This window comes from Pseudomonas farsensis (assembly GCF_014268805.2).
Classification (GTDB): Bacteria; Pseudomonadota; Gammaproteobacteria; order Pseudomonadales; family Pseudomonadaceae; genus Aquipseudomonas; species Aquipseudomonas farsensis.
Window position 1 is genome coordinate 67,267 of the sequence record NZ_JABWRF020000005.1, and the last position, 22,491, is coordinate 89,757.

The following is a 22,491-nucleotide window of genomic DNA, read 5'->3' on the forward strand; positions in this document are numbered from 1 at the left end:
CAGCCAGCTTACTCGTACCGCAGCGCCATCGCCGGTTCCACCTGCGAAGCACGGTACGCAGGGTAAATGGTCGCCAGGAAGCTCATCACCAGCCCGGCGGTGCAGATCAGCCCGACGTCACTCCATTGCAGCTCCGACGGCAGGCTGCTGATGAAATAAAGGTCGGAGGTGAAGACATGCTGGCCAGTAACCCGCTCCACCCAGCCGACCACCGTGCTCACATTGAACGCCAGGGCCACACCCAATACGCCGCCAATCAACGTACCGACAATGCCGATCAGGCTGCCTTGAACCATGAACGTGCCGAGAATCTGCGCAGGCGTGGCGCCGATGGTACGCAGGATGGCGATGTCAGTGCCCTTGTCGTTCACCACCATCACCAGTGTGGCGATGATGTTGAACGCCGCCACGGCGATGATCATCAGCAACAGCAGGCCAATCATGGTCTTTTCCATTTTCATGGCACTGAACAGGCTGCCTTGGGTGTGCGACCAGTCATCGGCGCGGTAGCCCTCCCCCAAGCCCGCAGCAATAGCCTTGGACACCTGCGGCGCGGCGTACAGGTCCTGGAGTTTCAAACGCACGCCTTGCACCTGGCCCGGCGCCCAGCGCTGCATGTCGGCAGCATCGGCGATGTGAATGTAGGCCTGCGAGCCGTCAAGCTCGGCACCCACCTTGAAGATACCGACCACCGTCAGGCGGTGCATGCGCGGGGTAATGCCACCGGGCTCATTGCTGAGTTCGGGGACGATGAAGGTCAGCTTGTCACCCGTATTAAGGCGAAAACGCCGGGCGGTCAGCTCGCCGACTACCACACCATAGTCACCCGGCAGCAGATTCTGCAGGCTGCCCTGAACGATATGCCGGGTGACGATCGACACCTTGCCTTCCTCGGCCGGGTCGATGCCCGACACCTGGATAGGCTGCATCATCCCCTTGTACGAGAACATGCCTTCAAGCTCGGTAATAGGCGCGGCGGCAAGCACCGCCGGGTTAGCTGAGGCGCGCGCGGCAACCTGCCGCCAGTCATCCAGCGGCTGTTGGCCAAGGATCGCGGCATGCGGCACCAGGCCCAGCACCCGCGAGCTCATCTCACGCTGGAAGCCGTTCATCACCGACAGCACCGTGATCATCGCCATCACGCCCAGCGCCAGGCCAATCATCGAAGTCAGCGAGATGAACGAGATGAAGTGGTTGCGGCGCTTGGCACGGGTGTAGCGGGCGCCGATGAACAAAGGCAAGGGTCTGAACATGTACGGGAACACCCAATGAAATAGTGAATCAGGGGCGTATCGAGCACGCCCCGCGCAAGCAGCTCAGATTGCGACCAGGTGCCCGTCTTCAAGGCGCAGCACGCGGTCCATCTGGCGCGCCAGATTGAGGTCGTGGGTCACCACCAGAAATGCCGTCTGCGACTGGGTCGACAGCTCTTGCATCAATTCCTGGATACCTTGGGCGGTATGGTGGTCGAGGTTGCCGGTAGGCTCGTCGAGCATCACCAGGCCCGGACGGTTGACCAAGGCACGGGCGATGGCCACGCGCTGGCGCTCGCCGCCAGACAGCTCGGCCGGCTTGTGGTTGAGCCGGTGGCCCAGCCCAACACGCTTGAGCAGCGCCGATGCACGCTCGCGGGCCTCAGCGATGGGCGTACGGCCGATCAGCAACGGCATGCAGGCGTTCTCAAGCGCGGTGAACTCGGCCAGCAGGTGGTGGAACTGATAGACGAAGCCCAAGGCGCGGTTGCGCAGCAGGCCACGGGCACGCTCGCCGAGGGCCGACAGCTCTTCGCCAGCCAGCCAAACGCTGCCTTGGCTCGGGGTATCGAGGCCGCCGAGCAGGTTGAGCAAGGTACTTTTGCCCGAGCCCGAGCTGCCAACGATGGCCACCCGCTCCCCGGCGTGCAGCTCAAGGTTCAGGCCCGACAGCACCTTTACCGATTCCGGGCCCTCGTCGTAGCTCTTGCCCAGGTTGCGGCAGCTCAACACGGCTTTATCACTCATGCGCGACTCACTCATAACGTAGCGCCTCTGCAGGCTGGGTGCGCGAGGCACGCCAGGCCGGGTAGAGGGTTGCGAAGAAACTCAGGACCAGTGCCGCGCCACAGACCATGTACACGTCCGGGGCCTGGATCTGCGATGGCAGGTAATCGATGAAGTACACATCGGCGTTGAGGAACTTGTGCCCGATCAGTGTCTCGATGCCGGAGATCGCCGCACTGACGTTAAGCGCCCCAAGGATGCCCAGCACGGCACCGATAGCCGTGCCGACCACCCCGATCACCGTGCCCTGCACCATGAAGATGGCCATGATCTGCCCAGGCGTAGCGCCCAGCGTGCGCAAAATGGCAATGTCACCGCGCTTGTCGTTGACCACCATCACCAAGGTAGAAATGATGTTGAACGCCGCCACCGCGATGATCAGCAGCAGGATCAGGCCGATCATGGTTTTTTCCATGCGGATGGCTTGGTACAGGTTGCCTTGGGTCTGGGTCCAGTCACGCGGGTAGAACTCACGCTCGCCCAACTGCTGCGAAATGCTCCAGGCCACGCGCGGCGCCTGGAACAGGTCGTCGAACTTCAGCCGCACGCCCTGTACCTGATCAGCCCGCCAGCGGTGCAGGCGCGACAGGTCGGCGATGTTGGTCAGGCCAAGAAAACCATCGATCTCGCCGGCGCCCACGTGGAAAGTACCGACCACGGTGAAGCGCTTCATGCGCGGGAACATGCCGGCAGGCGTGACGCTGACTTCGGGGGCGACGAAGGTGACTTTGTCGCCTACCGCCACACCGAGCTTTTGCGCGGCGCGATCACCAATAAGAATACCCCACTCACCCGGCGCAAGCTGATCGAGCTTCCCCTGCAAGAGGAAGCGCTCGATGATCGACACCTCGCGCTCATGCGCCGGGTCAATGCCGTTGAGCAGCATTTTCTGCACTTTGCCGTCGTGGGTCAGCAAACCCTGCATCTGCGTGAACGGCGCTACCGCCGTCACCTGCGGATTCTGCTTTACTTCAGAGGCAAGGGCCTGCCAGTCGTCGATCGGCTGGCCAGACTCGAGCGTGGCATGAGGGACCATGCCCAGCACGCGGGTACGCATCTCGTGGTCGAAGCCGTTCATTACCGAGAGCACGACGATCATCACTACCACGCCCAGGGCGAGGCCGATCATCGAGGTCAGCGAAATGAACGAGACGAAGTGGTTGCGACGCTTGGCACGGGTGTAGCGCGTACCAATAAATACGAAAAGAGGTCTGAACATGTCGGGGCTTGTTCGGATGAAAGGGAACGTCCTTGTGGCGAGGCGCCTACGGCGGCTTTACACTCGGACCACCGCCGTAACCTTGGGTTCGCCATGACGACATTAGACGAAGAAGATCGCCGCGAATACTACCGCATCGAAGATCGGATCGCACTTCAAATCAGCCCACTCAGCGCGGCCGAAGCCCTTGAGACAGAACTGTTGCAGGATGATTCGCCGCTGTTCAACTTGCTCAGCGAGTTGCACCTGAGCGATTTCGAATCGCAGCACCTGTTGCGCCAGTTGAGCGAAAAAGACCGCACCCTCGCCGCCTTTCTGCGCGCCCAGAACAAACGCCTCGACCTGCTCAGCGCAGTGGTTGCCCACTCACTGATCGGCGAGATCGACACACCCATACCGGTCATCATCTCCGAAGGCGGCATCGAGTTCGCGCAAGCGGCGCACATTGCCCCCGGCATCCGCGTGAAGGTAAAAATGGTGCTGATGCCACGTGGCCACGGCCTGCTGCTGCGCGGCCGCGTCACCCACTGCGACCGGCGGCCGGACGGCACCTTCGAGGTAGGCACCGAGTTCATCGACATGACCGACGCCCAGCGCCAGCTGTTGGCGCGCTATATTCTCCAGCGCCAGCAACAGCAAAGGCGCCAGGCACTGGAACAGAACGACCCGGCACCCTGAGCTTATTCATCTGATTTGAAGGAACGAACGTGACGCTGATCTACGGCCACCGCGGCGCCAAGGGCGAAGCCCCCGAAAACACCCTGCAGAGTTTCCGCCAGTGCCTGGAGCACGGCGTGACCCGCTGCGAACTCGACCTGCACCTTTCGGCCGACAACCAGCTGATGGTCATTCACGACCCCACCCTCAAACGCACCACCGGCCGACGCGGCAAGGTGGTCGAGCATAACGCCGCCGACCTGGCCACCTACGACGCGCGCAAAGGTGGCCCTGGGCATGTGCAGCCCTGCCCTATTCCGCGCCTTGAAGAGCTGTTCGAAAAATGCCCTTTCGAGCACTGGCAGCTCGAAGTGAAAAGCGCCTCGCGCACCCGCGCCGCCAGCACCGTGCTGGCCATCCGCGAACTGGCGATCGAGCATGGTGTGCTGGACAAGATCACCATCACCTCCAGCTCACGTGAAGTGCTGGGCGCAGCGCTTGAATTGGTACCGGATGTAAAACGCGGGTTGGTGGCCGAATACGCCTGGCTCGACCCATTGAAGGTCGCGCAGAACTACGGCTGCGACATGCTGGCATTGAACTGGACGCTGTGCACCCCCGAGCGCCTGGTCAAGGCTCAGCGCCAGGGTTTGCACGTGTCGGTGTGGACGGTCAACGAACCGGCACTGATGCGCCGGCTCGCTGACTTTGGCGTGGACAGCCTGATTACAGACTTTCCCGGTTTGGCCAAGACCACCCTCGGGTAGGGCTGAAATCGGTCTCCCCGACCGGCTCAGGCCACCGGCCGGAGCCGCTCAAAAAAGCCGGTTCAGGCCGTCGTAGGCAGCTACCCGATAGGCTTCGGCCATGGTCGGGTAGTTGAACGTGGTGTTGACGAAGTACTTCAGGGTATTGCGCTCACCCGGCTGGTCCATGATTGCCTGGCCAATGTGGACAATCTCCGAAGCCTGGTAGCCGAAGCAGTGCACGCCCAGGATTTCCAGGGTTTCACGGTGGAACAGGATTTTCAGCATGCCCTGTGGCTCACCGGCAATCTGTGCACGCGCCATGCTCTTGAAGAACGCCTTGCCCACTTCGTACGGCACCTTGGCCTGGGTCAGCTCCTGCTCGTTCTTGCCGATCGAGCTGATCTCCGGGATGGTGTAGATGCCGGTAGGCACATCGTTGACGAAGCGCCAGCTGCCGTTGTCGACAATGCTGCCGGCAGCCGAACGGCCTTGGTCATGGGCAGCACTGGCAAGGCTTGGCCAGCCGATCACGTCACCGGCGCCATAGATGTTCGGCACGGTGGTGCGGTAAGCCTCGTCGACTTCGATCTGGCCACGGCTGTTGACCTTGATGCCAATGTTCTCAAGGCCCAGCTTGTCGGTGTTGCCGGTACGGCCGTTGCACCACAGCAAGGCGTCGGCCTTGATCTTCTTGCCCGATTTCAGGTGCAGAATGACGCCGTTATCCAGCCCTTCAACACGCTCGTAGTCTTCGTTGTGACGCACGGTGATGTTGTTGTTGCTGAAGTGGTAGCTCAGCGCCTGCGAAATTTCCGAGTCGAGGAAGCTCAGCAGTTGGCCACGGTTGTCGACCAGCTCGACCAGCACACCCAGGCCGCTGAAGATGGACGCGTATTCGCAACCGATCACGCCAGCGCCATAAACGATGAGCTTGCGCGGGGTGTGGCTGAGGCTGAGGATGGTGTCGCTGTCGTAGACCCGCGGGTGGTTGAAGTCGATGTCTGCAGGGCGGTACGGGCGCGAGCCTGTGGCAATGATGATGTGCTTGGCATTGAGCTTTTCAACCACACCGTTGGCGCAGACCACTTCGATGGTCTGCTCGTCGGCGAAGCTGCCAGTACCAACAAACACATCGACGCGGTTGCGGGCGTAGTAACCGGTACGCGAGGCAACCTGCTTGCTGATGACCTTCTCGGCGCTCTTGAGCACGTCCGGGAAGGAGAACCAGCGCGGCTCGCCGATGGCGCGGAACATCGGGTTGGTGTTGAACTGCATGATCTGCCGCACGGAGTGACGCAGCGCCTTGGACGGGATGGTGCCCAAGTGGGTGCAGTTGCCGCCGACCTGGCGGCGGCTGTCGACCATGGCAACCTTGCGTCCTGCTTTGGCGGCGTTCATTGCCGCGCCTTCCCCGGCCGGGCCGGAACCCAGCACTACTACGTCGTAGTTGTAGACAGCCATGCGTACTCCTTCAGAACTGGCCCACGAGTCACGGCGGCTCGCGGGGCGCGATCATGACGCCAGCGGCGCCATGAGAAAATTCGGGTGCAGTCTAATCAAGCGTGAACGGCGCGCACATTAACCCTTGGTCGCGTCGTAGGCCACTGTTGCCTGCACTACATACGGTTGCGCCGATTCCTTGGCTGCGATCATCCGTGGGCTACCTTTCACTCGCCTTTCACCGCCTGTTCGAACGCAGGCGTGTGACGCATGGCCAGGCCATGCCAACCGCGCCGGCCATTGTCCTTGAAATATTGACCTGAGTCACCCAAGGCCAGGAAAGACACTTTTGCAGTACGTGCAAACAGGCCAACAAACTGCGCCGCAAAAAAAACGGGAACCCTGAGGTTCCCGTTCATTCAACGCACTACCCTGCGGATCAGCGCGGGAATGCTGGCGGGTTGACCCCGGCCATGTCTTCCATCACGCGTACAACCTGGCAGCTGTAGCCGAATTCGTTGTCGTACCAGACGTACAGGACAACGCGGTTGTCGTTGGCGATGGTTGCCTCGGCGTCTACCACACCGGCGTGGCGCGAGCCTACGAAGTCGGTGGAGACCACTTCCTGGGAGCTGACGTAGTCGATCTGCTTGTGCAGTTCCGAGTGCATGGCGGTCTGGCGCAGGTACTCGTTGATTTCGTCGCGGCTGGTCGGGTTTTCCAGGTTCAGGTTCAGGATGGCCATCGACACGTTCGGCGTAGGGACGCGGATCGCGTTACCGGTCAGCTTGCCCTTGAGCACTGGCAGCGCCTTGGCAGCGGCAGTGGCAGCACCGGTTTCGGTGATGACCATGTTCAGCGGCGCGGCGCGGCCACGACGGCTGCCCTTGTGGAAGTTGTCGATCAGGTTCTGGTCGTTGGTGAACGAGTGAACGGTTTCGACGTGGCCATTGATGATGCCGTACTTGTCGTTGACAGCCTTGAGCACCGGCACGATGGCGTTGGTGGTGCAGGACGCAGCGGAGATGATTTTGTCATCAGCGCTGATTTCACCGTGGTTGATGCCGTGCACGATGTTCTTCAGCGCGCCCTTGCCAGGTGCGGTGAGGATCACGCGGGCAGCGCCCGGGCAGGCCAGGTGCTGGCCCAGGCCGTCGGCGTCACGCCATACACCGGTGTTGTCGACGATCAGCGCATCGTTGATGCCGTACTGGGTGTAGTCGACTTCGCTCGGGCTCTTGGCGTAGATAACCTGGATCAGGTTGCCGTTGGCGGTGATGGTGTTGTTGGCTTCGTCGATGGTGATGGTGCCATCGAACGGGCCGTGTACCGAGTCACGGCGCAGCAGGCTGGCACGCTTGACCAGGTCGTTTTCAGCACCCTTGCGCACAACGATGGCGCGCAGACGCAGGCCATCGCCGCCACCGGTTTTTTCGATCAGGATGCGCGCCAGCAGGCGGCCGATGCGGCCAAAGCCGTACAGCACGACGTCGGTGCCCTTGCGCGCCGAAACGTTCTGCTGGCCAACTACGTCGGCCAGTTCTTCACGCACGAACTGCTCGGCAGTGCGGCCCTTGCCTTCAAGCTTGAACTTGTTGGCCAGCTTGCCCAGGTCGACGGAAGCCGCGCCCAGTTTCAGCTCGCTCATGGCTTTGAGCAGCGGGAATGTCTCGTGGACGGACAGTTCGGTTTCGTCAGCCTGACGGTGACGGGCAAAGCGGTGCGCTTTGAGAATCGAGATAACCGAACGGTTGATCAGGCTGCGGCCATAGATCGAGCTCACCACGTTGTTGTTGCGGTAGAGCTGACCGATAAGCGGGATCATCGCTTCAGCCAGGGCTTCACGATCGATCCACTCACCAAGACACTGGTCGGGCTTCTGAGTCACGGTAACCTTCCACATGTAGGGGAACAAAAAAGGGGCTACATTATGACGCCCCACGGCGTATCGGGCAATGAGCGCCTGTCGCCGGCCGCAAGCCGCGCAATCAGGCCGTTTGGAGCCTGACAGCGCGCGCCGTCACCGGTACAATCGACCTCTTTGCCGCAACGCTTGGAGTCCAATCTCCCGTGTCAGTTCTGCGCCTACCGCAAATGTCGGCCACAGCCGGCAAACAAACCTGGGGCAACCTGCCCGGCGCGGCCTTGAGCCTCGCCATCGCCGAGGCCGCCAGCAGCGCCGGTCGTTTTACCTTGCTGCTGACCGCCGACAGCCAGGCCGCCGACCGTCTGGAACAAGAGCTGCGCTTCTTCGCGCCCGAGCTTCCAGTGCTGCCGTTCCCCGACTGGGAAACCCTGCCCTACGACCTGTTCTCGCCGCACCAGGACATCATCTCGCAGCGCATCGCCAGCCTGTACCGGCTGCCCGAGCTTGACCACGGCATTCTTGTAGTGCCGGTGACCACCGCCCTGCACCGCCTGGCGCCCACGCGTTTTCTGCTGGGCAGCAGCCTGGTACTGGATGTCGGTCAGAAGATCGACGTCGAACAGATGCGCACGCGCCTCGAAGCCACCGGATACCGCTGCGTAGACACCGTCTACGAGCATGGCGAGTTCGCCGTGCGCGGCGCGCTGATCGACCTGTTCCCGATGGGCAGCAAGCAGCCGTACCGCATCGACCTGTTCGATGACGAGATCGAAACCCTGCGCACCTTCGACCCCGAGACCCAGCGCTCTATCGACAAGGTCGACTCGGTACGCCTGCTGCCGGCGCGCGAATTCCCCATGCAGAAGGACGAGGTCACGCGCTTCAAGGCGCGTTTCCGAGAGCGCTTCGATGTCGACTTCCGCCGCAGCGCGATCTTCCAGGACCTGGCCAGCGGCATCATCCCCGCCGGCATCGAGTACTACCTGCCGCTGTTCTTCGAAGAAACCGCCACCCTGTTCGATTATCTGCCAGCCAACACCCAGGTGTTCTCGCTGCCGGGCGTCGAACAGGCCGCAGAGCACTTCTGGAACGACGTACGCGGGCGCTACGAAGAACGCCGCGGCGACCTCAGCCGCCCGCTGCTGCCACCGGCCGAGCTGTTCATGCCGGTCGAAGACTGCTTCGCGCGCCTTAAACAGTGGCCGCGGGTGGTCGTCAGCAGTGACGAACTCGACGCCGGTACCGGCCGCGAGCGCTTCCCGGCCCGCGCCCTGCCGGACCTGGCCATCGAGGCCAAGGCCAACCAGCCGCTGGCCGCACTGGCCGGCTTCCTCGACCAGTTCAGCGGCCGCGTGCTGTTTACCGCAGAATCGGCAGGCCGGCGCGAAGTGTTGCTGGAGCTGCTCGAACGCCTCAAGCTGCGCCCGCAGACTGTCGATGGCTGGGCCGACTTCATCACCGGCAACCAGCGCCTGGCGATCACCATCGTCCCGCTGGACGAAGGCCTGCTGCTGGACGACCCAGCCATGGCGCTGATTGCCGAAAGCCCGCTGTTCGGGCAGCGCGTGATGCAACGCCGGCGCCGCGAAAAGCGCGGCGAAGCTGCCAACGATGCGGTCATCAAGAACCTCACCGAACTGCGCGAAGGCGCCCCGGTGGTGCACATCGACCACGGAGTGGGCCGCTACCTGGGCCTGGCCACGCTTGAAATCGACAGCCAGGTTGCCGAGTTCCTCACCCTGGAATACGCCGAGGGCGCCAAGCTGTATGTACCCGTGGCCAACCTGCACCTGATCGCCCGCTACACCGGCAGCGACGATGCCCTGGCACCGTTGCACCGGCTTGGCTCCGAAGCCTGGCAAAAAGCCAAGCGCAAGGCCGCCGAGCAAGTGCGCGATGTCGCCGCCGAGCTGCTCGACATCTATGCCCGCCGCGCTGCGCGCAAGGGCTACGCCTTCGCCGACCCGTCCGCCGACTACGCAACCTTCAGTGCAGGCTTTGCCTTCGAGGAAACCCCCGACCAGCAAGCCGCCATCGAGGCCGTGCGCGCCGACATGCTCGCGCCCAAGCCCATGGACCGCCTGGTGTGCGGCGACGTTGGCTTCGGCAAGACCGAAGTGGCCATGCGCGCGGCGTTCATCGCCGTGCACAGCGGCCGCCAGGTGGCCATTCTGGTACCGACCACGCTGCTGGCCCAACAGCACTACAACAGCTTCCGCGACCGTTTCGCCGACTGGCCGGTGCGGGTCGAGGTGATGAGCCGCTTCAAGTCGGCCAAAGAAGTCGCCAGCGCCGCAGCCGAGCTTGCCGAAGGCAAGATCGACATCCTGATCGGCACCCACAAACTGCTGCAGGACGATGTGCGCTTCAAGGACCTGGGCCTTGCGATCATCGACGAAGAACACCGCTTCGGCGTGCGCCAGAAAGAACAGCTCAAAGCGCTGCGCAGCGAGGTCGACATCCTGACCCTCACCGCAACGCCCATCCCACGCACGCTGAACATGGCGGTGGCGGGCATGCGTGACCTGTCGATCATCGCCACCCCGCCGGCCCGGCGCCTGTCGGTACGCACCTTCGTCATGGAGCAGAACAAGAGCACCATCAAAGAGGCCCTGCTGCGCGAACTGCTGCGCGGCGGCCAGGTGTACTACCTGCACAACGACGTCAAGACCATCGAAAAATGCGCCGCGGAACTTGCCGAACTGGTGCCTGAGGCGCGTATCGGCATCGGCCACGGGCAGATGCGCGAGCGCGAACTCGAACAGGTGATGAGCGACTTCTATCACAAGCGCTTCAACGTGCTGATCGCCTCGACCATCATCGAAACCGGTATCGACGTCCCTAGCGCCAACACCATCGTCATCGAGCGTGCCGACAAGTTCGGCCTGGCCCAGTTGCACCAGTTGCGCGGCCGCGTCGGGCGCAGCCACCACCAGGCTTACGCCTACCTGCTCACGCCGCCACGCCAGCAGATCAGCGGCGACGCCGAAAAGCGCCTGGAGGCCATCGCCAATACCCAGGACCTGGGGGCAGGCTTCGTACTGGCCACCAACGACCTCGAAATCCGCGGCGCCGGCGAGCTGCTGGGCGAGGGCCAGAGCGGGCAGATCCAGGCCGTGGGCTTTACCCTGTACATGGAAATGCTCGAACGCGCGGTCAAGGCCATTCGCAAGGGCAACCAGCCCAACCTGGAGCAACCCCTGGGGGGCGGCCCGGAGATCAACCTGCGCCTGCCGGCCTTGATCCCCGAGGATTACCTGCCTGATGTGCACGCGCGCTTGATCCTCTACAAACGCATCGCCTCGGCGGCCGACGAAGAGGGCCTGAAGGACCTGCAAGTGGAAATGATCGACCGCTTCGGCCTGTTGCCTGAGCCGACCAAGAACCTCATGCGCCTGACCCTGCTCAAGCTGCAGGCCGAAAAGCTCGGCATCAAGAAAGTCGACGCCGGCCCCAACGGCGGCAAGCTTGAGTTCGAGGCCGAGACTCCGGTCGATCCGCTGACCCTGATCAAGCTGATCCAGGGCCAGCCCAAACGCTACAAGTTCGAAGGCGCGACGCAGTTCCGCTTCCTGGTGCCGATGGAGCGCCCTGAAGAACGCTTCAACACGCTGGAGGCGCTGTTCGAGCGCCTCACCCCACAGACAAACTAAGGAAGCTTCATGCGTGCCATCCGTTGCCTGACCCTGCTGCTGGCGTTGGTAGCCCCGACGGCCTTCGCCGAAGGCCCGTATCAGGTAGAAATGATGCTGGTGCGGCAGAACGCCGTGCCTGCGATCACCAGCCCGTTCGCCCCGGAAAACTGGAGCGCCGGCGCGCCACGTCTGGACAAGGCCGCCGAGCGGCGCACCCTGCTCACCGACGAACTGACCCGCCTGCAGGCCACCGCCGATTACACCGTGCTGCTGCACAAGGCCTGGCAGCAGGATGGCGAGAGCATCGCCCTGGGTGCCGGCGTCGAGCAGTTCGGCCACTTTCCGATTGAAGGCAACCTGACCATCAAGGAAAACCGCTTCATCGCCGTCGACGCCAACTTCTGGGTCAACCAGCTCGACAGCAACGGCAGCGTGCTTGGCAGCGAACAGTTCAAACAGAGCAACCGCAACATGAAGGCCGGGCAACTGACCTTCCTCGATGGCGGCCACCTGGCCCTGCTGATCAAGGTAAGCCCCGCCGGCATGCGCAAAATGCCAACGATGGCCCCGGAAATGATGGAGCAATAAGTTGATCCCAGCTTTTGCGCAGGAACTCATCCGTATTCACCGCGAGTGGACGTACGACTTTGATCGGCGGACGCTGCAACGCGGCATGGATTACGCAGAAGAAGGCCGCAGTGAGATCCTCTCGATCGACGACCTGGATATCCGCGCGCAATGCCACGGCTCGGGCGGCCGTATCTATACCCAGCGGCTCATCCTAGACACCACCGAAGATGGCGTGACCTTCGAAGCCTCCTGTTCATGCCCGGTCGGTAATGGCTGCAAACACTGCGCGGCCGCGTTTTACCTGCTCGAACGCGGCCCCGATCGCCCCGAGGGCGTTCATGGCGACGAACCAGCCACTGTCACCGCCGGCGCGCCAAGTGCAGAACTGCCGCCAGAGCTTGCCAGTTGGGTAGAGACCCTCGGAGAGCCTCAAGCCCCGAGCGCCGAGCCCGGCAAACGTAAAGGGCCAGCGCTTTACTACCTGGTTGACCTCGAGCAGGGTCGCTGGACGCTCAAAGCGCTCAAGGGCACCCGCCAGCCCGATGGCACGCTGAAATTTGCACGCCCGACCGCCTTGGCCGAGCTGATCTACTACCGCCCTCGTTACGTGACTGACGAAGACCTGCGCATTCTGCGCATGATCGACTCCCACCAGGACAGCTACGGCGTGCCGGTGTTACGCCTGGAAGGCAAGCAAGGCGCTGAACTTTACGAGTACGCACTGGCAACCGACCGCCTGCTCTACGGCCCTGACCAGGTGCCAATTACCGCAGGCCCCGAGCAAAGTGCTGATTTTCGCTGGGTGCGCCTGGACAATGGCAGCTACCGCGGCGCCTGGCACCACGGCGACAGCAACGACTGCCAGGCACTGCCACTGGAGCCGCTGTATTACGTCGACGCTGCTGCCGGGTTGAGCGGCAAGCTGCTGCACGACCTCGACCCGTTCATCGCCCGGCAGCTGGCCAGCGCACCTACCGTGCCCGAGCATCTGGTCATTCCGCTGAGCCACCGCCTCAACGCCCTGAACCGCCAGGTGCCCACGCCCACCACCGTGCGCAGCGAGCAACTGGACAACATTCTGCCCAGCGCCCGGCTGACCCTGGGCAGCGTCGAGTTCAGTGCCTACATGCCCAAGACCGGGCGCATGCAGCGGCAGATGCAGCACCGCGCTGCCCTCGCCTTCGACTATGACGGCCTGCTGGCCAGCGGCAACAACGACAAGCCGCTGAGCCGCCTTAAAGGTGACGCCAGCCAGCGCATCCGCCGCCAGCCCGAAGCCGAGCAGGCATTGCGCAAGGTGCTGCGCAGCTTCGGCTTCAAGCTTTCCACGAGGCAAAGCAAGGCGCTGCCGGACAGCGCTGGCGAAATGTTCCAGCTGGCCGATGACGAGGCCTGGCTACGCTTCGCCCGCGAGGGCCTGGCGCAGCTGCGCGAGGCCGGTTGGGCAGTCGATGTGCACCGCGACTTTGCCTTCAATCTGCACGAGGTGGAGGACTGGTACGCCAGTATCGACGAAGCACCTGGCCATGAGTGGTTCGACCTGGAACTGGGCATCGTGGTCGATGGCCAGCGCCACAGCCTCTTGCCCATCGTGTTGCAATTGCTGCGCAGCAGCCCCGAACTGCTGCGCCCAAGCGAACTGGCCCGGCGCAGCGACGACGAGCACCTGCTGATCGACCTCAACCGCGCCCGCCTAGACAGCCCCGCCCTGCGCGTTGCCCTGCCCTACGGGCGCATCAAGGCGGTGATGGGCACCCTCGGCGGGCTGTACCTTAACGACGCGGCTGCCGGCCCCAGCCTGCGCCTTGAGCGCGCCGACGCCGCGCGCCTGAACGACATCGCCGACCTGCCACTGCTGTGGGAGGGCGGCGCCCAGGTCCGCGACCTCGGTCGGCGCCTGCGCGATGCCCGCGACTTGCAGGTTGACCCGCCACAGGGCCTGAACGCGACCCTGCGCCCTTACCAGCAGCAGGGCCTTAACTGGCTGCAAGCCCTGCGCGAGATGGGCACCGGCGGCATCCTGGGTGACGACATGGGCCTGGGCAAGACGCTGCAGACCCTCGCCCACCTGCTGCTGGAAAAACAATCCGGGCGCATGACCACGCCAGCCTTGGCAGTGATGCCCACCAGCCTTGTACCTAACTGGTTGGACGAAGCACAGCGCTTCGCCCCCGGCTTGCGAGTACTGGCGCTACATGGCCCGGGGCGCAACAAGCATTTTGCCAACCTGGCCGACTACGACCTGGTATTGACCACCTATGCCCTCGCCCCCCGCGACCTTGAACACCTCAAGGCACAGCCATGGCACCTGCTGGTGCTGGATGAGGCCCAGAACATCAAAAGCGCCACCAGCAAGGCTGCCCAGGCGGTGCGCGAGCTGCAGGCCAGCCAACGCCTGTGCCTGACCGGCACGCCGATGGAAAACAACCTGGGTGAGCTGTGGTCGCTGTTCCATTTCCTGATGCCCGGCTGGCTGGGTGACAGCAAGCGCTTCAACCAAGACTATCGCAACCCCATCGAACGCCACGGCGACACCGAACGCATGGCCCACCTGGCCAAGCGCATCCGCCCGTTCCTGCTGCGCCGTACCAAAGAGCAAGTGGCAACCGAGTTGCCGGCCAAGACCGAGATGATCCACTGGGTCGAGCTCAGCGACGCGCAGCGCGACACCTACGAAACAGTACGCGTAGCGATGGACAAGAAAGTGCGCGACGAACTGGCGCGCAACGGTGCGGCGCGCAGCCAGATCGTCATTCTTGATGCGCTGCTCAAGCTGCGCCAGGTGTGCTGTGACCTGCGCCTGGTCAAGGGCACCGAAGCCAAGGGCAGCTTTGCCGACAAGGGCAAGCTGGGGAGCCTGCTGGAGATGCTTGAGGAGCTGCTCAGCGAGGGCCGCCGGGTGCTGCTGTTCTCGCAGTTCACCTCGATGCTGGCGCTGATCGAGCAGGAACTGGTCAAGCGGGGGGTGCGCTACAGCCTGCTGACCGGCGACACGCGCGACCGCAGGGCGCCGGTGCAGCAGTTCCAGAATGGCGACAGCGAAGTGTTCCTGATCAGCCTCAAGGCGGGCGGCACCGGCCTGAACCTGACCGCCGCCGACACCGTGATCCACTATGACCCGTGGTGGAACCCAGCCAGCGAAAACCAGGCCACCGACCGCGCCTACCGTATTGGGCAGGACAAGCCGGTGTTCGTCTTCAAGCTGATTACCCGGGGCACGGTGGAGGAGAAGATCCAGCTGTTGCAGCAGGAGAAAGCGGCGCTCGCCGCCGGGCTGCTCGATGGCGGCACGGGCGGGCAATGGCGGCTGGGGGATGAAGAAATCGAGGCACTGTTCGCGCCCCTGCCCGGCAAACGCGGCCGTTGAAGCCGCCACCTTCAGCCGGTCGGTTTAGGGGTTGGCTTGTTCCGGCCTCATCGCAGGCTGGCGCCAGCTCCCACAGGATCTGGGTCAGCCTACAATATCGAGGCTGGACACAGTCACTGTGGGAGCTGGCGATAGCCTGCGATGAGGCCACAGATCAATCCAGCAACTGCGCGTCCTTCAACGCCCCCAGCGCTTCCAGCCAGCGCGGCTGTTGGCGGTAGTCGGTCGAGGCAAAACCCTGCGCGCGCATGCGCGCGATACGCGGCGATGGCGTGACGTTCATCCGCTGGGCCGCACTCAAGGCAAGCTCTGCCGCCGCCCGGTCATTGCATACCAGGCCCATGTCACAACCCGCGCTCAGTGCCGCCTCGATGCGGTTGGCGGCATCGCCGACCACATGGGCACCGGCCATCGACAGGTCGTCGCTGAAAATCACCCCATCAAAGCCCAACTCGCCACGCAGGATGCCCTGCAACCAACGGCGCGAGAAGCCAGCCGGCTGGTTATCTACCTGCGGGTAGATCACATGGGCCGGCATGACCGCCGCCAGCTGCCCGCTGAGCCGGGTGAATGGCACCAGGTCCGCAGCCCGCAACTGCTCCAGGCTTCGCTCATCTACCGGAATGGCCACATGCGAGTCGGCCTCGGCCCAGCCGTGGCCCGGGAAGTGTTTGCCACACGCGGCCATGCCTGCGGCGTTCATACCGCGAATGAAAGCGCCGGCAAGCTGCGTGGCGCGCTCGGGGTTGCCCTCGAAGGCCCGGCTGCCGACCACGGCGCTGCGCTGGTGATCAAGGTCGAGCACCGGCGCGAAACTCAGGTCCAGGCCAGCGGCAATCACTTCGGTGGCCATGACCCAGCCACATTGCTCGGCCAGGTAGTCCGCGTTCGGGTTGTCGGCCAGGGCGCGCATGGCCGGCAGACGCACAAACCCCTGACGCAGCCGCTGCACGCGGCCGCCTTCCTGGTCGACGGCAAGGATAAGGTCGGGGCGGATGGCGCGGATCGATGCGCACAGCTCGCGCACCTGGCGCGGGCTGTCGATGTTGCGGGCAAAGATGATCAGGCCGGCTACTTCGGGCTGACGCAGCAGATGGCGGTCCTCGGCGGTCAGCCAGGTGCCGGCGATATCCACCATCAGGGAGCCTTGCAGGCTGACGGTCATACAGAATCCTTTATTGAATGTGCACGGAGTGCTCAGACTTTCGCCGGGGCGCCAGCCTTGCTGCGTGGGCGCAACTGCGCCGTGGCCATGGCCTGGTCGGTGACGCCGGTATCGGCGCGCATGCCCGCAGCCAGGAACGGCACCATCAGGCGCATTACCTGCTCGATGGAGGTATTGATGCCAAAATCGGTTTCAGCGATGGCGCGCAGCGCCTTGATGCCCGACATGCTGAACGCCGCAGCGCCGAGCATGAAGTGCACGCGCCAGAACAGCTCCAGCGGCGGAATGCGCGGCGCGGCCTCATTGACCAGCAGCATGTAACGGCGGAACACCTTGCCGTACATGTCTTCGAGGTAGCGGCGCAGGTGCCCCTGGCTCTGACTGAAGGCCAAGCCCAGCAGGCGCATGAAGATCGACAGGTCGTTATTGCTGCGCGGCTGCACCGCCAGCGCCTGATCGACCAGCATTTCCAGCAGTTCTTCAAGCGTTGCCTTTTGCTCAGGGCGCCCCTGGCGGCGCTCGAGCTCACGCTCAAGGCTTGCGCAGAACGGCCCGAGGAAACGGGAAAACACGGCCTGGATCAGGGCTTTCTTGGAACCGAAATGGTAGTTCACCGCCGCCAGGTTGACCCCGGCCTTGCTGGTGATGAGCCGCAACGAGGTTTCGGCGAAACCGCGCTCCGCGAACAGCTGCTCCGCCGCATCGAGGATGCGTTCTACGGTTTCCGATTGGGCCATGAGTATTCCGCCTGACAAACAGTTGTTTGAAACATACGTTTCAGCTCTTCCCCTGTCAAGGTGCCCCTGACTGACCGGTCGCACATTTAAAAGCGCCAAGCGTGTAGCTGCAAGCGGCAAGATGCGGTGTTGTGTTACGGGCTGTGCTGCTTTCTTGCAGGTTGTGGCTTGCAGCTTGCCGCCCACTGTATATAATCCCAGTCACTGTATAAAAAGACAGAGCCCAAGCCCATGCTGAAACTGACGCCACGCCAAGCCGAGATTTTGGCTTTCATCAAACGCTGCCTCGACGACAACGGCTTCCCGCCTACTCGCGCCGAGATCGCCCAGGAGCTGGGCTTCAAGTCGCCCAATGCCGCCGAAGAGCACCTCAAGGCATTGGCTCGCAAGGGCGCCATCGAGATGACTCCAGGCGCATCGCGGGGCATCCGTATCCCTGGCCACGACGCCAAGGCCGAAGAAAGCGGCCTGCCCATCATTGGCCGCGTTGCCGCCGGTGCCCCCATCCTCGCCGAGCAGCACATCGAAGAGTCGTGCAACATCAACCCGGCGTTCTTCCATCCGCGCGCCGACTACCTGTTGCGCGTGCACGGCATGAGCATGAAGGACATCGGCATTTTCGACGGCGACCTGCTTGCCGTCCATACCACCCGCGAGGCCCGCAATGGTCAGGTGGTGGTCGCCCGCATCGGTGATGAAGTGACCGTCAAGCGCTTCCAGCGCGAAGGCAACAAGGTCTGGCTGATCGCCGAGAACCCAGAATTCGCCCCCATCGAAGTCGACCTGAAGGATCAGGAACTGGTGATCGAGGGCTTGAGCGTCGGCGTTCTGCGCCGCTGATCCAGGAGGCGTCATGCAGCCATTCATACAGCCCCAGCAGCAAGTCCAGCTACCCCTGTTCGAGGCGTTCCTTGCCCAGCCGGTACTGCCTGGCCTCAAAGCCAAACAAGCGCCACTCAAGGGCAACCAGCCCGAGCTGTTCAGCGAACTGGCACTGCGCGGCGCCCCAGGGCACTGCCACAGCCTTCTGGCGCCGATCCTGCGCGAACTCAGCGAAGAAGACGACAACCGCTGGCTGGCCCTGATCGCCCCACCCGGCAGCCTCACTCAGGCTTGGCTGCGTGATGCCGGCCTTAATCGTGAGCGCATCCTGCTGCTGCAGCCGGGCAGCAACCAGACCCCACTGCAACTGGCTTGCGAAGCACTGCGCCTTGGCCACAGCCACACCGTGGTCAGCTGGCTGGGCAACCTCAACCAGAGCACGCGCCAACAACTGTTGCGCGCTGCTGCGGCCGGAAACGCACAAAGCCTGAACATCCGCCTCGGCTGATGTTCAGGCTTTGCCTGTGAATAGCGGTTCGCCTTGCGGGCGTTGTGCCCTCAGTGAAGGACTCGCGGCCCTTCGTCACGCTCGAAATCACCTTCTACCAGACGCCCAGCCATCTGTACGCCGACGCTAAGCATGGCCTTGGCTACTTCAACGTGCTGGCCCTGCAGGAATACCTTGGCATCCTCGGAGAAATCCAGGGTTACCAGGGACCCTTCATCCTCGGCACGGCGCAACTCGATCCGGCCATCAGGCAACTCGACAATTTCTAGAAAGGACGTTGACATATAGGGGCCTGCTTTTCACGAAAGGCCAGTAGTGTACCAGCCATGGTTACTATCAGCACTCACTCAGCGCGTCGCGAAAGCGTCTCACCAAGCCTTTAAGATTTTCCCGCCAGGCTTGCAGCTCTGCGTGGGACAGCTCTAGCCGTTCGACTTCATCAAGATTCACCGCTTGAATGAGCGGTTGGGTTACATCGGTTTTGGCGACCTTCCTGGCGACAGGCGGCTGGAACAATTCGGCATAAGCCTTGAGCAACTGCGCAAGCCAGGTTTGCGGGCTTCGAGCCAGTTCGACCATCTCGGCCATTTCCGGAATTGCCACGCTTCGTAGCATGTCATCCCCCAGCAGCAACTCAGCGCGCGCGGCCGAGGCCTGCGGCAAGCGGTAGAAACCGGCAATCTCGTGGCATAGCCCCAACAGCCCGCCATACAGGTGAAACAGCGCCGCTTCGCGCTCGGCCTGCACCAACCCTTGGGCGTTCATTGCACCACTGCTCGCAGCCTTGGCCATGGATTCCAGGGCAAGGCCTGCGAAGAACAGTTTCTGGTTGGTGCGGGTGTAGAGTTCCTGGGCCATTTTCGATGACTTCCCATGGGCAGCAAGGCGATGCTGCAGTTTCGGGGATTAACCGGCTTCACCGCAAGCACAAACGACCGCGGGGCAAACCCGCCCCCACAGCATGCTGAAAGCTGCTTTTGTGGGAGCGGGCTTGCCCCGCGATGGGCCTGATGCCAAACGCCGAAATCAGCGTTTGTCTTCAACCTTCCACGAACCACCGTCGAAGAAGGCTTTCCAGCCGGTCGGCTTGCCATCGACTTCGGACTGCACGTATTGCTCCTTGGTCTTGCGGCTGTAGCGAATCACCGTAGGACGGCCGTCCGGGTCCTTCTGCGGAGCGTCGCAGAGGAAGTGGTACTTGGGGTCGATCTCGTGCTTGTGCGGCACGATTTCCATCACCAGCGGCGCGCGGGTTTCACGGTTTTTCGGGAACTGGCTAGCAGCCAGGAACAGGCCCGAAGCGCCATCGCGCAGCACGTAGGTGTCATCGACCTTCTCGCACTTGAGCTCAGGCATGTCCACCTTGTCCATCTTCGGTGGCGCAGCCTCACCGCTTTTGAGCAGCTTGCGGGTGTTTTTGCACGCAGGGTTGGTGCAGCCGAAAAACTTGCCGAAACGGCCAGTCTTGAGCTGCATTTCGCTGCCGCACTTGTCGCACTCAAGGCTTGGGCCTTCGTAGCCCTTGATGCGGTAGCTGCCTTCCTCGATCTCGTAGCCGACGCAGTCCGGGTTGTTACCGCAGATGTGCAGCTTATGCTTCTCATCCAGCAGGTAAGCGTCCATGGCGGTGGCACAGATCGGGCAGCGGTGCTTGCCGCGCAGCACCAGCGACTCGGACTCACCCTCGTCGTCGGCGGCAATCTCGTCGCCCGGCACCAGGTTCACGGTCGCCTTGCAACGTTCTTTGGGCGGCAGGCTGTAGCCCGAGCAACCGAGGAACACGCCAGTGGAGGCCGTGCGGATCATCATCGGCCGGCCGCATTCCTTGCAGGGGATATTGGTCAGGGTCGGCTGGTTGGCGCGCATGCCGTTTTCGGCAGATTCGGCGGTTTGCAGCTTTTTGCTGAAGTCGCCGTAGAACTCATCCAGCACGTTCTTCCAGTCACGCTCGCCGTGGGCCACATCGTCGAGGTTTTCTTCCATGCCGGCGGTGAAGCCGTAGTCCATCAGGTTGGAGAAACTCTCCGACAGGCGCTCGGTAACGATATCGCCCATCTTCTCGGAGTAGAAGCGGCGGTTGTGCAACGTGACGTAGCCGCGGTCCTGAATGGTGGAAATGATCGCGGCGTAGGTCGACGGGCGGCCAATGCCGCGTTTTTCCATTTCCTTGACCAGGCTGGCTTCGGTGAAGCGCGGTGGCGGCTTGGTGAAGTGCTGGCTCGGGTCGATCTGCAGTAGCTTGAGCTTCTCGCCCTGCCCCATGTCTGGCAGTACATCGTCCTCGCCCGGCTTGCTCTGTTGCGGCAGAACACGGGTATAGCCATCGAACTTGAGGATGCGGCCCTTGGCACGCAGCTCGAAGTCGCCAGCCACTACGGTAACGCTGGTGGACAGGTATTGCGCTGGCGGCATCTGGCAGGCCAGGAACTGGCGCCAGATCAGCTCGTACAGACGCTCGGCATCCCGCTCCATGCCGCTGAGCTTGGTCGGGTGAGTGTTGACATCGGATGGGCGGATCGCTTCGTGCGCTTCCTGTGCCCCTTCCTTGCTGCCGTAGACAATCGGCGCAGCCGGCAGGTACTGCTTGCCGAACTCTTTCTCGATATAGCTCCGGGCCATTTCCACGGCATCGGTCGACAGGTTGGTCGAGTCGGTACGCATGTAGGTAATGTAGCCAGCCTCGTACAGGCGCTGCGCCATCATCATGGTCTTCTTCACCCCGAAGCCAAGGCGGTTGCTCGCAGCCTGCTGCAGGGTGGAGGTAATGAACGGTGCCGACGGTTTGCTGCTGGTCGGGCGGTCTTCGCGCTTGCTGACGCTGTAGCTGGAAGCCTTGAGCTTTTCAAGGGCAGCCATGGCCTGGGCTTCGTTGAGCGGCTTGAACGCCTCGCCCTTCTCGCGCGCCACTTCGAAACGCACCTTGGCATTGCTGGCGGTGCCCAGGTCGGCGTGGATTTCCCAGTATTCTTCGGGGTTGAACGCACGGATTTCGCGCTCGCGCTCCACCACCAGCTTGACCGCTACCGACTGCACGCGGCCGGCAGACAAGCCACGGGCGATCTTCGACCACAGCAATGGCGAGACCATGTAGCCCACCACGCGGTCGAGGAAGCGCCGCGCCTGCTGGGCGTTGACCCGGTCGATATCCAGCTCACCCGGCTGCGAGAACGCCTCCTGGATGGCTTTTTTGGTGATTTCGTTGAACACCACACGCTTGTAGCGGCTGTCGTCACCACCAATGGCTTCGCGCAGGTGCCAGGCAATGGCTTCCCCCTCGCGATCCAAGTCGGTTGCGAGATAGATGGTGTCGGCATCCTTGGCCAGGCGGCGCAGCTCGTCGATCACCTTCTCCTTGCCGGGAAGGATCTCGTACTTGGCTTTCCAGCCTGACTCGGGGTCAACCCCCATACGCGCCACCAGCGTGCGGCGAGCCTTCTCTTTCGGCGTCAGCGCCGGCGTTTCGGCTGCGGCCTTGCCACGCTTGGCCGCCGGTTCCTTGCTCGCACTGGCGGAACCGCTGGTGGGAAGGTCGCGGATATGGCCGATACTCGACTTCACCACGTACTGGTTGCCCAGATACTTGTTGATGGTCTTGGCCTTGGCCGGGGATTCCACAATGACCAGCGATTTGCCCATGGATCGGAGTATTCCTGAATCTGAAGATAAAAAACGCGTCAGGTGCCGAGACGCGGCACCGCTATATATAGTGGCAAAAG

18 protein-coding genes are annotated in these 22,491 nt (G+C 62.9%); 7 read left to right on the forward strand and 11 right to left on the reverse strand.

The window, feature by feature from the left end; all coding sequences use genetic code 11:
• Positions 1–8 precede the first annotated feature (8 nt).
• The 3 genes from HU719_RS22595 to HU719_RS22605 form a co-directional block, all read right to left on the reverse strand.
• A complete protein-coding gene (locus HU719_RS22595) occupies positions 9–1,253 on the reverse strand; it encodes a lipoprotein-releasing ABC transporter permease subunit (RefSeq protein WP_186535043.1) in 1,245 nt (414 codons plus the stop codon).
• 63 nt (positions 1,254–1,316) lie between these two features.
• On the reverse strand, positions 1,317–2,000 hold the full coding sequence (gene lolD, locus HU719_RS22600; protein ID WP_186535044.1) for a lipoprotein-releasing ABC transporter ATP-binding protein LolD: 684 nt from the start codon (positions 1,998–2,000) through the stop codon (positions 1,317–1,319).
• A gap of 7 nt (positions 2,001–2,007) precedes the next feature.
• A complete protein-coding gene (locus tag HU719_RS22605) occupies positions 2,008–3,258 on the reverse strand; it encodes a lipoprotein-releasing ABC transporter permease subunit (protein ID WP_186535045.1) in 1,251 nt (416 codons plus the stop codon).
• Between the two features lie 93 nt (positions 3,259–3,351).
• Between HU719_RS22605 and HU719_RS22610 the strand changes: the two genes are divergently transcribed.
• Together HU719_RS22610 and HU719_RS22615 are read left to right on the forward strand one after the other, a co-directional pair.
• Positions 3,352–3,936 (forward strand): PilZ domain-containing protein, encoded by a 585-nt coding sequence (locus tag HU719_RS22610; protein WP_186535046.1) that lies wholly within the window; start codon positions 3,352–3,354, stop codon positions 3,934–3,936.
• Between the two features lie 29 nt (positions 3,937–3,965).
• Positions 3,966–4,682: a glycerophosphodiester phosphodiesterase gene (locus HU719_RS22615; protein ID WP_186535047.1), complete on the forward strand. Its 717-nt coding sequence runs from the start codon at positions 3,966–3,968 to the stop codon at positions 4,680–4,682.
• Between the two features lie 48 nt (positions 4,683–4,730).
• On the opposite strand, the gene sthA is transcribed toward HU719_RS22615, so the two are convergent.
• The 3 genes from sthA to HU719_RS22630 all read right to left on the reverse strand — a co-directional run bounded on the left by sthA (position 4,731) and on the right by HU719_RS22630 (position 8,007).
• Entirely contained in the window at positions 4,731–6,125 is a 1,395-nt protein-coding gene (gene sthA / locus HU719_RS22620) for a Si-specific NAD(P)(+) transhydrogenase (RefSeq protein WP_186517216.1), read from the reverse strand.
• Between the two features lie 206 nt (positions 6,126–6,331).
• On the reverse strand, positions 6,332–6,523 hold the full coding sequence (locus HU719_RS22625; RefSeq protein ID WP_186535048.1) for a hypothetical protein: 192 nt from the start codon (positions 6,521–6,523) through the stop codon (positions 6,332–6,334).
• 20 nt (positions 6,524–6,543) lie between these two features.
• Positions 6,544–8,007, reverse strand: a complete 1,464-nt coding sequence (locus HU719_RS22630; RefSeq protein ID WP_186517218.1) for a glyceraldehyde-3-phosphate dehydrogenase — start codon at positions 8,005–8,007, stop codon at positions 6,544–6,546.
• 167 nt (positions 8,008–8,174) lie between these two features.
• Here HU719_RS22630 and mfd point away from each other — a divergent pair, with 167 nt between their 5' ends.
• The 3 genes from mfd to HU719_RS22645 all read left to right on the forward strand — a co-directional run bounded on the left by mfd (position 8,175) and on the right by HU719_RS22645 (position 15,543).
• On the forward strand, positions 8,175–11,624 hold the full coding sequence (gene mfd, locus HU719_RS22635) for a transcription-repair coupling factor (RefSeq protein ID WP_186535049.1): 3,450 nt from the start codon (positions 8,175–8,177) through the stop codon (positions 11,622–11,624).
• A 9-nt stretch (positions 11,625–11,633) separates the two neighbouring features.
• A complete protein-coding gene (locus HU719_RS22640) occupies positions 11,634–12,194 on the forward strand; it encodes a CsiV family protein (RefSeq protein ID WP_186535050.1) in 561 nt (186 codons plus the stop codon).
• Between the two features lie 85 nt (positions 12,195–12,279).
• Positions 12,280–15,543, forward strand: coding sequence for a DEAD/DEAH box helicase (locus tag HU719_RS22645; RefSeq protein ID WP_186535058.1), 3,264 nt, complete (start codon positions 12,280–12,282; stop codon positions 15,541–15,543).
• Between the two features lie 154 nt (positions 15,544–15,697).
• On the opposite strand, the gene nagZ is transcribed toward HU719_RS22645, so the two are convergent.
• Together nagZ and HU719_RS22655 are read right to left on the reverse strand one after the other, a co-directional pair.
• On the reverse strand, positions 15,698–16,696 hold the full coding sequence (nagZ, locus tag HU719_RS22650) for a beta-N-acetylhexosaminidase (protein WP_186535059.1): 999 nt from the start codon (positions 16,694–16,696) through the stop codon (positions 15,698–15,700).
• A gap of 44 nt (positions 16,697–16,740) precedes the next feature.
• Positions 16,741–17,445: a TetR/AcrR family transcriptional regulator gene (locus tag HU719_RS22655; protein ID WP_186517223.1), complete on the reverse strand. Its 705-nt coding sequence runs from the start codon at positions 17,443–17,445 to the stop codon at positions 16,741–16,743.
• Between the two features lie 231 nt (positions 17,446–17,676).
• Here HU719_RS22655 and lexA point away from each other — a divergent pair, with 231 nt between their 5' ends.
• Positions 17,677–18,285, forward strand: coding sequence for a transcriptional repressor LexA (gene lexA / locus HU719_RS22660; RefSeq protein WP_186517226.1), 609 nt, complete (start codon positions 17,677–17,679; stop codon positions 18,283–18,285).
• Between the two features lie 13 nt (positions 18,286–18,298).
• Positions 18,299–18,775 (forward strand): SOS-induced cell division inhibitor SulA, encoded by a 477-nt coding sequence (gene sulA / locus HU719_RS22665; RefSeq protein ID WP_186535051.1) that lies wholly within the window; start codon positions 18,299–18,301, stop codon positions 18,773–18,775.
• 50 nt (positions 18,776–18,825) lie between these two features.
• On the opposite strand, the gene HU719_RS22670 is transcribed toward sulA, so the two are convergent.
• The 3 genes from HU719_RS22670 to topA form a co-directional block, all read right to left on the reverse strand.
• Positions 18,826–19,059, reverse strand: a complete 234-nt coding sequence (locus HU719_RS22670; RefSeq protein WP_186517230.1) for a hypothetical protein — start codon at positions 19,057–19,059, stop codon at positions 18,826–18,828.
• A gap of 52 nt (positions 19,060–19,111) precedes the next feature.
• On the reverse strand, positions 19,112–19,633 hold the full coding sequence (locus HU719_RS22675) for a DUF6586 family protein (protein WP_186535052.1): 522 nt from the start codon (positions 19,631–19,633) through the stop codon (positions 19,112–19,114).
• Between the two features lie 168 nt (positions 19,634–19,801).
• Complete coding sequence (topA, locus tag HU719_RS22680) at positions 19,802–22,411, reverse strand: type I DNA topoisomerase (RefSeq protein ID WP_186517234.1); 2,610 nt, start codon at positions 22,409–22,411, stop codon at positions 19,802–19,804.
• Positions 22,412–22,491: the final 80 nt, after the last annotated feature.

Excerpts from the sequence above, each read along its gene's own strand:
- HU719_RS22595 (WP_186535043.1), bottom strand. The coding sequence starts at position 1,253 with ATGTTCAGACCCTTGCCTTTGTTCATCGGCGCCCGCTACACCCGTGCC.
- lolD (WP_186535044.1), bottom strand. The coding sequence starts at position 2,000 with ATGAGTGATAAAGCCGTGTTGAGCTGCCGCAACCTGGGCAAGAGCTAC.
- HU719_RS22605 (WP_186535045.1), bottom strand. The coding sequence starts at position 3,258 with ATGTTCAGACCTCTTTTCGTATTTATTGGTACGCGCTACACCCGTGCC.
- HU719_RS22610 (WP_186535046.1), top strand. The coding sequence starts at position 3,352 with ATGACGACATTAGACGAAGAAGATCGCCGCGAATACTACCGCATCGAA.
- sthA (WP_186517216.1), bottom strand. The coding sequence starts at position 6,125 with ATGGCTGTCTACAACTACGACGTAGTAGTGCTGGGTTCCGGCCCGGCC.
- HU719_RS22625 (WP_186535048.1), bottom strand. The coding sequence starts at position 6,523 with ATGAACGGGAACCTCAGGGTTCCCGTTTTTTTTGCGGCGCAGTTTGTT.
- HU719_RS22630 (WP_186517218.1), bottom strand. The coding sequence starts at position 8,007 with ATGTGGAAGGTTACCGTGACTCAGAAGCCCGACCAGTGTCTTGGTGAG.
- HU719_RS22640 (WP_186535050.1), top strand. The coding sequence starts at position 11,634 with ATGCGTGCCATCCGTTGCCTGACCCTGCTGCTGGCGTTGGTAGCCCCG.
- HU719_RS22645 (WP_186535058.1), top strand. The coding sequence starts at position 12,280 with ATGGATTACGCAGAAGAAGGCCGCAGTGAGATCCTCTCGATCGACGAC.
- HU719_RS22655 (WP_186517223.1), bottom strand. The coding sequence starts at position 17,445 with ATGGCCCAATCGGAAACCGTAGAACGCATCCTCGATGCGGCGGAGCAG.
- lexA (WP_186517226.1), top strand. The coding sequence starts at position 17,677 with ATGCTGAAACTGACGCCACGCCAAGCCGAGATTTTGGCTTTCATCAAA.
- sulA (WP_186535051.1), top strand. The coding sequence starts at position 18,299 with ATGCAGCCATTCATACAGCCCCAGCAGCAAGTCCAGCTACCCCTGTTC.
- HU719_RS22670 (WP_186517230.1), bottom strand. The coding sequence starts at position 19,059 with ATGTCAACGTCCTTTCTAGAAATTGTCGAGTTGCCTGATGGCCGGATC.
- HU719_RS22675 (WP_186535052.1), bottom strand. The coding sequence starts at position 19,633 with ATGGCCCAGGAACTCTACACCCGCACCAACCAGAAACTGTTCTTCGCA.
- topA (WP_186517234.1), bottom strand. The coding sequence starts at position 22,411 with ATGGGCAAATCGCTGGTCATTGTGGAATCCCCGGCCAAGGCCAAGACC.